Below are 12831 nucleotides of genomic sequence, written 5' to 3'. Positions count from 1 at the left end.
GGACCCTGCCGCTCAGTCGCTGCTGCGCCGGGGACGTGCGGTGGCCACGGCCCCCACGCGCGCCTCGAAGAACACGTCGCCGTCGATGTCGTTGCTCACGCTGTTCTCGTCGTGGATCCAGTCGAGCTTCAGGTCGCTCTCTTCGCCACCGGCGGCGATCGCCTGTGCCCGGGCCATGGCGGCGGTGGTCTGGCGCGCGGCCTCGAAGGCCTGGGGGAGGGCAGGGTAGTCCTGCGGCCCGTCGACGCCGAACAGGCGGAACACGCCTCGCGAGGGCTGGGTGACCAGCAGGTGCACCCGCTGCACCACCTGGCCCAGCACCGCGCCAACGGCGTTGGCCACGTCGGCGTGGGGCGGGTTGATCAGCTCCAGGCCCATCTCTCTGGCCACGGTGGGGTAGTAACTGTGCGATGGAGCGCCGACGGCGATCAGCGGCATGCCAGGGGCGAACTGGATCTGGAACACCGGCGCCGCTGTGTCGCTCGCGCCAGCGCTGCCGCGCCGGTGCAAGGCCATCTGGGTCAAGAGGGTCGACATCTTGCCGGCGTTCTGCTCGTTCATCTGGCCGGCGTCGTTCAGGCCGGCTTCGATCAGCTTCTGTGCAATGCCGTCGATCACCTGGTCGATGACCTGCTGGCTGGGGCCCACCTCGTCGCCGAGCGTCCATTTGCCCAGGCCGTAGAGGTGGCGCATCTGTCGGGCCCAGATGCGGGCGGCCAGCACCGCGCCGTCGCGGCTCCAGTGGCCGCACAGGTTCATCACATGGGCCGCGTCGCTGGGCGTGAAGCCGCTGTACAGCGCCAGCCCCTTGCGCTCAAGCCGGGCTACCGCGCGCGCCAGGGGCCGGTTCTCGACATTGGCCCGCTCCACATCCAGCGGCCCCTCGGCCAGCCGGTCCCAGGCCATGCGCTCGTCGTCGGCCAGCCGGTCCAGCTGGGCCGGATCGTTCTGCAGCCGCACGGCAAAACGCATCTGGCTGGCGTGCGGCGTCTCGTTCTGCTGGCGCTCCAGCACAGCCAGCAGCTGCGGGTGCTGGTGCACCAGCAGGCTGACGGGCAGCACCCGGCGTGGGCCGATGGTCATGCCGGCGCCACCCTGGAAGCGGACTTCGCTGTCGCCGCCCAAGCCGATGGCGTAGATCTTCACCGCCTCCACCATGGGGCGCCACTGGCCGATCAGCGCGCCGTCTTCGCTGAGCGCGGGCATGCCGCCGCGCACCACGGCGATGTCGGTGGTGGTGCCGCCCATGTCGGCCATGATGGCGTTGTCGGTACCGGCCAGCGCGCAGGCGCCGAGCACGCTGGCCGCCGGGCCGGACAGCACGGTGGCGACGGGCCGCTGCAGGGCGCTGTCCACGTTCACCAGGCTGCCGTCGCCCTTGACCACCATCAGCGGCGCGTGAATGCCGCGCTCGCCCAGCGTGGCGCGCACCGATTCGATCATCCGCTGGATGAACGGGATCATGCGGGCGTTCAGCGCGGTGGTCAGCGCGCGCCGCGGCGCGCCCAGGCTGCTGGCCAGCTCGTGGCCGCAGGTGACCGGCTTGTCGCACAGCTCGCGCACCCAGGCGCGCAGCTGCATTTCGTGGGCCCGGTTGCGCACCGCAAACGTGCCCGAGATCGCGAACGCGCTGACCCGGGGTGCCTGCGCACTGATCGCGGCCCGGGCCGCGTCCTCGTCGAGCGCGCACACGGGTTGCCCGGAAGCGTCGTGACCACCGGCCAGGGAGACGATGGCGTCGTGCCCCAGCAGCTCGATCAGGCCGCTGGCCTTGATCTGGCGCTCGTCGTAGCCCGCCAGCAGCACGCACACGGGTGCGCCCTTGCCTTCGACCACCGAGTTGGTGGTCAGGGTGGTGGACAGGCAGACCAGGTTCACCGCCTGCAGCCGCTCCTGCGGCAACTGGGCCAGCGCGCCGGCGATGCCCTGCGCCAGGTCGTAGTGCGTGGTCAGGCTCTTGGCCGTCGCGACCACCTGCTTCGCGTTGTCCAGCAGCACCGCGTCGGTGAAGGTGCCGCCGGTGTCGATGCCAAGGCCGTATGTCATGAGAGAAATCGGGGAAAAGGGGTTTCTGACGTGACGGGCAATTGGCCTGCCGATGTTGCCCGCCCGCGCTGGCCGCATTGTGGTGGAAGCCAATGGGGCCTTCACGGCTGGGGACTTCCCGTCGGCCAATAATGGCGTGGCTGTGCAAAGCCGGGTCGCTTGTGGACCACTTGGAGCCTGGTCCTTTGCCGATACTGCCCTGCTGAACCCCCGACCACACACGAGCGCGAATGCCGGAGCCAACCCCCATGAGCCAAGATTCTTCCCCTGACACGCCTGCGACCGACACGCCAGCCACCGACGCACCGGCCGCGAGAGGTCGCCGGGCCAGCGGTGGCCGTGAGGCCAAGCGCGCGGCCCGCGCGGCCCGCACCGGCCATTCGGTCCCTTACATCACGCGGCAGATTCCCTGCTTCGAGGTGCTGGGGGAGGAGGGCTTGTCGATCATTGAACACAACGCCGACACCATCCTTGAGGAAGTCGGCATCGACTTCCGCGACGACCCCGAGGCCTTGCAGATCCTCAAGGCGGCGGGCGCCGACGTGCAGGGCGAGCGGGTGCGCTTTCCGCGCGGCATGTGCCGCCAGATCGTGCAGTCCAGCGCACCGCGCATGTTCACCCAGCACGCGCGCAACCCCGAGCGCAACGTGGTCATCGGCGGCCCCAACACAGTGTTCGCCCCGGCCTACGGCTCGCCCTTCGTGCGCGACCTCGACAAAGGTCGCCGCTACGCCACGATTGAAGACTTCCAGAACTTCGTCAAGCTGGCCTACACCGCGCATTCGCTGCACCACTCGGGCGGCACCATCTGCGAGCCGGTGGACCTGCCCGTCAACAAGCGTCACTTCGACATGGTGTACGCGCACATGAAGTACAGCGACAAGCCCTTCATGGGCTCGGTCACGCATCCCGAACGCGCACACGACACGGTCGAGATGGCGCGGCGCCTGTTTGGCGAGAACTTCATCGATCCGGCCACCGGCAAGAACAGGACGGTGGTGATCAACCTGATCAACGCCAACTCGCCGATGACCTTCGACGAGACCATGCTCGGTGCCGCCAAGGTGTACGCACGGGCCAACCAGGCGACCATCATCACCCCCTTCATCCTGGCCGGCGCCATGTCACCGGTCACGGTGGCGGGCACCTGTGCACAGACCCTGGCCGAGGCCCTGGCGGGCATGGCATTCGTGCAGCTGGTGAGTCCCGGCGCGCCGGTGGTGCTGGGCAGCTTCGCGTCGTCGATTTCCATGCAGTCGGGCGCGCCGACCTTTGGCACACCCGAACCGGCCCTGGTGCTCTACGCGATGGCCGCGCTGGCGCGCCGGCTCGGTGTGCCGTTCCGATCCGGTGGCGGCTTGTGCGGCTCCAAGATTGCCGACGCGCAGGCGGCCAGCGAGTCGGCCAACACCATGCTGCCGACCTGCCTGGCGGGCGTCAATTTCGTGCTGCACACCGCGGGCTGGCTCGAAGGCGGCCTGTCGATGGGCTACGAGAAGTTCATCATGGACGTGGACCAGGCAGGCATGATGCACACCCTGCTGGCCGGCGTGGACATGAGCGAAAACGGACAGGCCATGGACGCGATCCGCGAAGTCGGCCCCGGCAAGCACTTTCTGGGCTGCGCGCACACGCAGGCCAACTTCGAGAGCGCGTTCTACCGCTCGCCGATCACCGACAACAACAGCTTCGAGCAGTGGGAAGCCGAGGGTTCGAAGGACCTGGCCCAGCGCGCCAACGCGCTGTACAAGCGCCAGCTCGCCGAATACGTGGCGCCGCCGATGGACCCGGCGGTCGATGAATCCATCCTCGACTATGTGAACCGGCGCAAGTCGTCGTTCGCCGATTCGAATATTTGACCCCCCGCGCCGCTTCGCGTCACCCCCCAGGGGGCGATGCGAGTGGCCCGGCGAAGCCGGTTCCACCGCATCCTGGCCTTGCGAGGCGCTGCTTCAAGCGATTCTTGGAGGTGCATGCTGTGCAGACCGAGCCACTGAAACCAACGGCCAAAGGGTCCTGCCTTTGCGGTGCTGTGCAATTCGCGGTTGTTGGCCCGTTGCGCGACAGCCTGGCTTGTCATTGCAGCCAGTGCCGCAAGAGCAGTGGCCACTATTGGTCCGCGACCCGTTGTCTGCGCGCAGATCTGCATCTGGTGCAGGACGACGGTCTGGCCTGGTACCGCTCGTCTGACCACGCGCAGCGCGGTTTCTGCCGCCACTGCGGCTCCAGCCTGTTCTGGCAACTGGACGACAACGAACATGTCTCGATCGGCACCGGCACCCTCGATACGCCGACAGGGCTCAAGACCCTCGGTCACATCTTCGTCAAGGACAAGAGCGATTACGTCGAGATCGCCAGCGGCTCGCCGCAATGGCAAGTGGACCGTGAGTGAAAGGGAGCCGCTCCAGGGCACCGCCGGGCTGGCTTTGCCAGACGGCCAGTGCCGCCCCCCTAGAGGGGGGTGACGCGAAGCGGCGCGGGGGGTGCTTCCTCGTTTCGCATCGCCAGCACCTCATCGAGCCAGTCGGTGCGCATTTCGGGCACGGCGGTGATGAGCTTGCGCGTGTAGGGGTGCTCGCGCGCTTCGAAGATCTGTTGCGTGCTGTCGAAGGCGACGAATTCGCCCTTGAGCATGACGGCGGTGCGGTGCGCGATGCGGTGCACCACATCCAGGTCGTGGGTGATCAGGATGTAGGACAGGCCCAGCTCGGACTGCAGCTTGCGCAGCAGGGTCAGGATCTCTTCGGCCACCAACGGGTCCAGCGCCGAGGTCGGTTCGTCCAGGATGATCAGCTCGGGTTTCGCTGCCAGCGCCCGGGCGATGCAGACGCGCTGTTTCTGACCGCCCGAGAGCTGACCCGGACGGCGCTGCAGGAAGTCTTCCGGCAGTTCGACCAACCGCATCAGTTCCTTGGCACGCTCCAGGGTCTGCTGCCGCCCCAGCCCGAAATAGAACTGCACGGGCCGGCCCACGATGTCCAGCAGGCGCTGGCGCGGGTTGATGGCCACATCAGGAATCTGGTAGACCAGCTGGATGCGGCGTTTCAGTTCCTTGCTGCGCTCCTTGAGCGAGCGCGGCAGGGCCGCACCCTGGAACACGATCTCGCCGCTCTTGGGCGGCAGCAGGCCGGTGACGACCCGCGCCAGGGTCGACTTGCCCGACCCCGATTCGCCCACCACGGCCACGGTTTCGCCCTTCTTCACGTCCAGCGACACGCCTTTGACGACATGGAAATCGCCGTAGTAGGCGTGGCAGTCCTTGATCGACAGCACCGTCTCCGGCTGGACCGTGCCCTGCACGGCGCGTTCGCTCGCGGCGGCACCGCGCACGGCGACCAGACGCGCGGTGTAGTCCTGTCGGGCATGGTGCAGGATCTGGTCGGTCTGCCCTTCCTCGACCTCCTTGCCGTGGCGCAGCACCTTGATGCGGTCGGCGACCTGGGCCACCACGGCCAGGTCGTGGGTGATGTACAGGGCGGCGGTGTTGTACTTGTGGATCAGCGACTTGAGCAGGATCAGCACCTCGATCTGCGTGGTCACGTCCAGCGCAGTGGTCGGCTCGTCGAGCACCAGAACATCAGGGCGGCACGACATGGCCATCGCCGCCATCGCGCGCTGCAGCTGTCCGCCCGAGGCCTGGTGCGGGTAGCGGGCACCGAAATTCAGCGGGTCGGGCAGATCCAGCGCGGTGAACAGCTCGCGCGCCCAGGCCTCGGCATCGGGCCGGTTCATGATCTTGTGGATCAGCGGCGCTTCGCAGACCTGGTCCATCAGCGAATGGGCGGGATTGAAGGCGGCGGTGGCGGACTGGGCGATGTAGGCGATGCGCTTGCCGCGCATGCTGCGGCGACCGTCGGCGTCGAGGCTGCGGATGTTGGTGCCGCCCAGGTTGATCTCGCCGCCGGCGATGTGCACACCCGCACGGGCATAGGCCATGCCCGAGAGGCCGATGGTCGACTTGCCGGCCCCGCTCTCGCCGATCAGGCCGAGCACCTCACCCTTGTTCAGCGTCAGGTCGACGTTGTCGACGATCACCTGGCCGGCGATGCTCTCCAGGCGCAGACCCTTGATGTGCAGGATGACGTTGTTCTCGCTCATGGTGTTCATCCGCTCAGAGTTCTGCCTGGGCGCCGGAGGGTCGCGCGTCTACCGACAGCATCCAGTCGACCACCAGATTGACCGCCACAGTCAGCAAGGCGATGGTGGCCGCCGGGTAGATCGGGGCCATCATGCCAAAGTTGATCGCCGCGGCGTTCTCCTTGACCATGCCGCCCAGATCGGCAAACGGCGGCTGGATGCCCAGGCCCAGGAACGACAGGCCGGCGATGAACAGGAAGTTGAAGCAGAAGCGCAGCCCGAACTCGGCCACCAGCGGGGCCCAGGCGTTGGGCAGGATCTCGCGGGTGATGACCCACCACAGGCCCTCGCCGCGAAGCTTCGCGGCTTCCACATATTCCATCACCGTCAGGTTCATGCCCAGCGCGCGCGAGAGACGGAACACACGGGTGGCGTCGAGCACGGCAATGGTCAGGATCAGCACCGGAATGCTGGAGCCGAAAACGCCCAGGATGATCAGCGCAAAGATCAGGCTGGGGATGGAGAGCATCACGTCCACGAGCCTGCTGAAGAAGGTGTCGACCCAGCCGCCCAGCACCGCGCTGGTGAACCCGATCACGATGCCGATGAAGAACGACATCAGGGTGATGGCAAAGGCCACCGCAATCGTCATGCGGGTGCCATAGAGGATGCGGGTGAACATGTCGCGCCCGATCTGGTCGGTCCCCAGCCAGTGCTGGGCCGACGCCAGGTCCCAGGTGCCGCCCACCGTTTCGGCCTCGCCGAAAGGGGCAATCCACGGCGCCAGGAGCACCACCAGCAGGAACAGCGTGGTGACCACCAGGCCAAACAGGGCGGTGAAGGTGAGTTTCTGTCCGAACAGTTTCATGGGCCGATGTCCTCGATGTCTTGTTCTGCTTCGCCGCTCAGCGCTTGTGGCGCAGGCGGGGGTTGACCAGGATCACCAGCACGTCCGCCAGGGTGTTCAGACCCACGAACACCAGCGCGAACACCAGACCGCAGGCCTGGATCACCGGCACGTCCCGCTTGGACACGGCGTCGACCATGTACTGGCCCAGGCCGGGGTAGGTGAAGACCGCCTCGATCACCACCACGCCCACCACCAGGTAGGCCAGGTTCAGTCCGATCACGGTGATGATGGGGGCGGCGGCATTGGGCAGGGCGTGTCGCGTGATGACCCGTCCGCGCCTGGCGCCCTTGAGAAAGGCCATCTCGATGTACGGTGTGGACATGACCGACAGCACCGAACTTCGGGTCATTCGCAGGATGTGGGCAGCGACCAGCAGGGTCAGTGTGAAGGCGGGCAGGGTGGTCTGGTAGACCCGTTCGCCGAATGGCATGCCGGCCGAAACAGTGGAGAGTGAAGGGAACCACTGAAGAAAACTGACGCCGGCAAAGAAGATGATCAGCAGGTAGGCAATGAAGAACTCGGGTAGGGAGATCGCGATCAGGGTCAGGATGTTCGAAAGCTTGTCGCCCAGCTTGCCTTCATTGATCGCGGAGTAGACGCCCAGCCCGACCGCCAGCGGGATGGCGATCAGGGCCGCGTAGCCCGCCAGGAACAGGGTGTTGGCCAGCCGGGGCAACAGCTCGTCCACGATGTCCCGCTTGTTGGTGAGCGCGGTGCCCAGGTCACCCTGCAGCGCTGAGGTGAGCCAGTTCCAGAAGCGGATCGGTGCCGGCACGTCCAGCCCGAGCTCCTTGCGGAAGATCACCAGCGCTTCGGGCGTGGCACCCTGGCCCAGCACCGCCGAGGCCACGTCGCCGGGCAAGATTTCGGTGCACACGAAGATCAGCACCGACACCGCAAACAGCGTGAAGACGGCCAGCAGGAGCCGGTTGAGGATGAGTTTTGCCATGTTTTCTTGTGGGTTCAGCGAAGCACGGGCAGGCCGCTCATCTGTAAGCAAGCGGTGTGCCTGAACAACCGCCCTGGCAGGAAAAAGGGCGGGGTGGAATCCGGCTCCACCCCGCCCTTGTCACCACATCTCAAGCGTCCGGGTCCCGGTCAGGCAAACCAGCCCTTTTCGGCGATGCGCTGGTCGCCCAGGTCGTAACGGGCCGAGATGGTCAGGCCCATCAGCTTGGTGCTGTGGGCGTCCAGATAGTCTTGCACGCAGAAGTTGATCATGCCGGCCTGCTGGCTGACGATCTCCTGGCAGCGCGCATACATGGCGGCCCGCTTGGTCTGGTCGAGCTCGACACGCGCCGCCACCAGCGTCTTGTTGAACTCATCGTTGAGAAAGCGCGTGTCGTTCCAGGGATTGGTCAGGCCGCCAGCGAAGGTGCTGGTCAGCTGGTTGTCGATGGTCGGGCGGTTGCCCCAGTACACCGCGCAGAACGGTTGCTTGAGCCACACGTTGTCCCAGTAGCCGTCGCCCGAGACGCGCTTGAGGTCGAGCTTGATGCCGGCCTTGGCCAGAGACTCCTGGAACACCTGACCGGAATCGGTGGCACCGGTGAAGGCGCCTTCGGAGACCTGCAGCTCGATCGGTGCGGTCACGCCCGACTTCTTGAAGTGGAACTTGGCCTTGTCCAGATCGAACGCGTTCATCTTCTGCTTGGGGTCGTAGAACTTCATCTTCGGCCCGATGTTGTTGTCGTTGCCGACAGACGCATAGCCCGAGAAGACGTTCTTGACGATGGTCTGGCGGTCGATGCCGTGCTTGAGCGCCATGATCAGGTCGGTGTTGTTGAACGGCGCCTTGTCGGTGTGTGCCACAAAGCTGAAGCGGTTGCCAGCACCGGGCGTGCGCGACAGCTTGATGTTGGGCGCCTTCTCCAGCAGGCCCGCCGTCTTGGGGCTGGCGCGGTTGATCGCGTCCACCTGGCCGGTCATCAGGGCCTGTGTGCGGGCGGCGGCGTCGGGGATGTAGCGCAGCTCCACCCGGTCGAAGTTGCCACGGTTGGGCTTCCAGTAGTTGCCCGCCTTGCGCTTGAAGGTGGCGCGAACGCCGGGCTGGAACTCTTCCAGCGTGAAGGCACCGGTGCCCACCGGCTTGCCCCAGTCCTTGAAACCGTTGGGCACCACGATGATGTGGTAGTCCGACAGGTTGTAGGGCAGGTCCAGGTTGCCCGACTTCATCAGGATCTGCACGGTGTTGGCGTCGACCTTTTTCACGTCGGCGATTTCGGCCAGCAGTGATTTGGCCGGCGACTTGGTTTCACCGCGGTGCAGGTTGATCGAGTAGATGACATCGTCGGCATCCAGCGTCTTGCCGTTGCTGAACGTGATGCCTTTGCGGACGTAGAAGGTCCAGTCGGTCGCGCCGGGCTTGACGTCCCACTTCTCGAACAGTTCGCCAGTGGCGTCGCCGTTGTCCGCCACCTCCACCAGGTTGTTGTAGAGCATGAGGCTCATGGCGATCGGGATCGAGTCGGCGTAGGTCAGCGGGTCGAGGCTGTCCGAGGGCGAGCCACCTTCCATCCCGAGGCGCAGCGTGCCGCCCTTTTTGGGGGTTGCCTGTGCCATGGCCGGCAGGGCGCCCAGCGTGGAAGACAGGCCCAGCGCAGCGGCGCCCGTCAGCAGCGAGCGACGATCCAGCCAGAGACCCGACTCCGTTTGCATATCGAATTGACCCATGCTCATTTTCTCCGTGAAGTTGAACAACTGCTGACCGGTGCGGCGGCCTGCTGCCATGCAGATCAGGACCGTTCGCACCAGGCAGCTCAGACACCCGGCATGGTTTCGTCTGACACCTTTGCCCGACAGAACCTTGGGGTCATGATGGCGCCAAAGCGGCGCATTCATATCCAGAATGTCCCTAAGTCTTGGTCATGTCTTTGTTCTCATTGCGACGCTGATCGTCTCTTGAGCGCCCAGTTCTGTTTTTTGGTGCATGCGCGCGGGTTGCCACGCTCACCGCCCGCCGCATTGCTGCTAGATTCGCAGCGGTTTTCAAGGTCGTTTCTAGCCCTATGAGTCTGAGGACACCGCACCCGGGGCCCCGTCTGGGCCAAGTACTGATGCCTTTGTCGCCGTTGCTGGCGGCAGTGGGGCTGGTCGTGGTCGGCGTCGGCTTGCTGTTCTCGGTGATGGGCATTCGCGCCCACCTGTCGCAGTTTTCCAGCCTGACGCTGGGGCTGGTGATGTCGGCGTACTACGTCGGCTTCCTGCTGGGGTCGTACTTTTCCCCGTTGCTGATCCGCCGGATCGGGCACATCCGGGCCTTTGCGGCCATGGCGTCGATGGCATCGACGATGCCAATCCTGCATGCGGTATGGGTCAACCCCTGGTTCTGGGGCGGCCTGCGGCTGCTGACCGGCCTGTGCGTGATGGGCATGTATGTGGTGATCGAGAGCTGGCTGAACTCGGCGGCACCGAGCCAGCACCGGGGCAAGGTGTTCGGTGCCTACATGATCGTGTGCTCCGTGGGGGCGGCGGTCGGCCAGTGGCTGATCCTGGTGGGCGACAAGATGAGTTTCGTGCCGTTTGCCCTGGTGTCCATCGTGTTCTCGTTCGCCCTGTTGCCGATCACCATGAGTCCGCAGGACGAGCCGGAGGTGGAAGCGGCGCCGCGCTTCAGCCTGCGACGTCTGTTCCAGGTGTCGCCGCTGGGTGTCGTGGGCGTCACCGCGGCCGGCGTGCTCAACGGTGCGTTCTTCGGCATGGGAGCTGCTTTTGCACAGGGCGCCGGCCTGAGCGACACCAACGTGGCCAGCTTCATGGGTGCCACCCTGCTGGGAGGGGCGCTGTTCCAGTGGCCGATGGGTCACTACTCGGACAATCACGACCGTCGCCTGGTGCTGTTCTGGGTGTGCCTGGTGGGCGCCGGTCTGGCCGTGTCTGCGTACCTGGCCACCACCATGATGAAGGAGTCGCTGATCGAGGAGTCTCTGATTCTTCTCGGCGTGCTGCTCGGCGGCATGATCTTTGCGGTCTATGGATTGTCGGTGGCCTACGTCAACGATCTGATTCCGCCGCAGGAAGTGGTGGAAATCTCCACCGGCTTGCTGTTGATGTACGGGGCCGGTGCGGTGCTGGGTCCCTCCCTGGCGGGCCTGGTGATGAACACCATCGACAACGCCAGTTTCATGCTGTTTCTCGCCGGGGTCATGGGGCTTGTGGCCCTGTACGTACTCAAGCGCCTGCCGGCAGCCAGCCCGGTGCCCGGGTCGGCCAAGACCGGCTATGCGATGTCCGGACAGGGTTCGCCAGCGGTGGTCAAGCTCGATCCGCGGGGCGAGGTGCCCCGTGCCGAGAACTCGCCCTGAGGCAATGGTTTTTCACGATTCAACAAGGAAAGCGCAGCCATGGAACTGACAGGTTTTGTCCACGGGTCCGCCCGTGTCGGGACGGCCGAGGGCTGGGACAACATCAACCCGGCGACCGGGCAACCGATCGCCAGCTGCCGCGCCTTCAGCGCAGAGGATGTGGATGCCGCCGTGGCCTCTGCGCAGCAGGGGTTTGAGGTCTGGTCGCAGACCACCGCAGCCGAACGCGGCAAGGTGTTGCGCCGCGCCGCGGATCTGCTGGTGCAACGCAACGACGAACTGGCCCGCCTGGAAGTACAGGACACCGGCAAGCCGCTGCAGGAAGCACTGGTGGTCGACGTGGCCAGCGGCGCCGACTGCCTGAACTTCTTTGCCGGTGCGGCGGCTGCATTCAATGGGGCACACATTCCCCTGAAGAACGCGTTCGCCTACACCCGGCGCGAGCCGCTGGGCGTGTGTGCGGGCATCGGCGCCTGGAACTACCCGATCCAGATCGCCTGCTGGAAGTCGGCACCCGCGCTGGCAGCGGGCAACGCGATGGTGTTCAAGCCCTCGGAACTCACGCCCATGACGGCGCTGAAGCTGGCGGAAATCTATGCCGAGGCCGGCCTGCCGCCGGGCGTGTTCAACGTCGTGCAGGGCGCCGGGTCCACCGGCGCTGCGCTGGCCGCGCACCCCGGGGTGGCCAAGGTGTCGGTCACCGGGTCGGTGCCCACCGGCAAGCGGGTCATGAAGACCGCAGCGGACACCCTCAAGCGCGTGACCATGGAGCTGGGCGGCAAGTCGGCCCTGATCGTGTTCGAGGACGCCGACCTGGAGCAGGCGGTGGCTGCCGCGATGATGGGCAACTTCTACACCCAGGGCGAGGTCTGCACCAATTGCACCCGCGTGCTGGTGCACAGCGCGATTGCCGATCGCTTCCTGGCGCGGCTCAAGGAACGCACCGAACTGCTGCGCGTGGGCGATCCGATGGACCCGCAGACCGAAGTGGGCGCGCTGATCAGCGCCGCCCACCGCGACAAGGTGATGGGCTACATCCAGGCCGGCGTCGCGGCGGGCGCGCGGCTGGTGTGTGGCGGTCAGGCGGTGACGGTGCCGGGCCATGAAGGCGGCTACTTCGTGCAGCCAACCGTGTTTGCCGCGCCGGGCGACGACCTGTCCATCGTGCAGGAAGAGATCTTCGGCCCGGTGCTCACGCTGCTGACCTTCAACGACGAGGACGAGGCGGTGCGGCGCGCCAATGCGACCCGCTTCGGTCTCGCCGCCGGCGTCTTCACCCGCGACATCACCCGCGCACACCGCGTGGCCGCGCGGTTGCAGGCGGGCCTGTGCTGGATCAACAACTACAACATCACGCCGGTCGAGATGCCCTTCGGTGGCGCCAGGGAGTCGGGGATCGGCCACGAGAACAGCCTGGTCGCCATGGAGCACTACACCCAGCTCAAGACGGTCTACGTCGAGATGGGTGAAGTGGCCTGCGGCTACCGCTGAAGC

At 66.0% G+C, this 12831-nt stretch carries 9 protein-coding genes; 4 read left to right on the top strand and 5 right to left on the bottom strand.

The genetic code is table 11. From position 1 onward, the window contains the following. Positions 1 to 12 precede the first annotated feature (12 nt). Entirely contained in the window at positions 13 to 2046 is a 2034-nt protein-coding gene (locus tag ACLIJ1_RS06305) for a hydantoinase/oxoprolinase family protein (RefSeq protein ID WP_411364617.1), read from the bottom strand. 248 nt (positions 2047 to 2294) lie between these two features. On the opposite strand from ACLIJ1_RS06305, the gene ACLIJ1_RS06300 reads away from it, so the two are divergent. Next, positions 2295 to 3905 (top strand): trimethylamine methyltransferase family protein, encoded by a 1611-nt coding sequence (locus tag ACLIJ1_RS06300; protein ID WP_411364616.1) that lies wholly within the window; start codon positions 2295 to 2297, stop codon positions 3903 to 3905. A 173-nt stretch (positions 3906 to 4078) separates the two neighbouring features. Beyond that, complete coding sequence (locus ACLIJ1_RS06295; RefSeq protein ID WP_411364615.1) at positions 4079 to 4438, top strand: GFA family protein; 360 nt, start codon at positions 4079 to 4081, stop codon at positions 4436 to 4438. A 59-nt stretch (positions 4439 to 4497) separates the two neighbouring features. Here ACLIJ1_RS06295 and ACLIJ1_RS06290 read toward each other — a convergent pair whose 3' ends face one another. The 4 genes from ACLIJ1_RS06290 to ACLIJ1_RS06275 all read right to left on the bottom strand — a co-directional run bounded on the left by ACLIJ1_RS06290 (position 4498) and on the right by ACLIJ1_RS06275 (position 9706). Further along, a complete protein-coding gene (locus tag ACLIJ1_RS06290; protein ID WP_411364614.1) occupies positions 4498 to 6153 on the bottom strand; it encodes an ABC transporter ATP-binding protein in 1656 nt (551 codons plus the stop codon). A gap of 4 nt (positions 6154 to 6157) precedes the next feature. Next, positions 6158 to 6991, bottom strand: coding sequence for an ABC transporter permease (locus ACLIJ1_RS06285; RefSeq protein WP_411364613.1), 834 nt, complete (start codon positions 6989 to 6991; stop codon positions 6158 to 6160). Positions 6992 to 7028: 37 nt separating this feature from the next. Continuing rightward, complete coding sequence (locus tag ACLIJ1_RS06280) at positions 7029 to 7982, bottom strand: ABC transporter permease (RefSeq protein WP_411364612.1); 954 nt, start codon at positions 7980 to 7982, stop codon at positions 7029 to 7031. Between the two features lie 149 nt (positions 7983 to 8131). Continuing rightward, positions 8132 to 9706, bottom strand: a complete 1575-nt coding sequence (locus ACLIJ1_RS06275; protein ID WP_411364611.1) for an ABC transporter substrate-binding protein — start codon at positions 9704 to 9706, stop codon at positions 8132 to 8134. 383 nt (positions 9707 to 10089) lie between these two features. On the opposite strand from ACLIJ1_RS06275, the gene ACLIJ1_RS06270 reads away from it, so the two are divergent. Together ACLIJ1_RS06270 and betB are read left to right on the top strand one after the other, a co-directional pair. After that, entirely contained in the window at positions 10090 to 11337 is a 1248-nt protein-coding gene (locus ACLIJ1_RS06270; protein WP_411364610.1) for an MFS transporter, read from the top strand. Positions 11338 to 11376: 39 nt separating this feature from the next. Then, positions 11377 to 12828 (top strand): betaine-aldehyde dehydrogenase, encoded by a 1452-nt coding sequence (betB, locus tag ACLIJ1_RS06265; protein ID WP_411364609.1) that lies wholly within the window; start codon positions 11377 to 11379, stop codon positions 12826 to 12828. Positions 12829 to 12831: the final 3 nt, after the last annotated feature.

The organism is Hydrogenophaga sp. RWCD_12 (assembly GCF_046604225.1).
Lineage (GTDB): Bacteria > Pseudomonadota > Gammaproteobacteria > Burkholderiales > Burkholderiaceae_C > Hydrogenophaga.
This window is presented reverse-complemented; position numbering and strand designations above follow the sequence as displayed.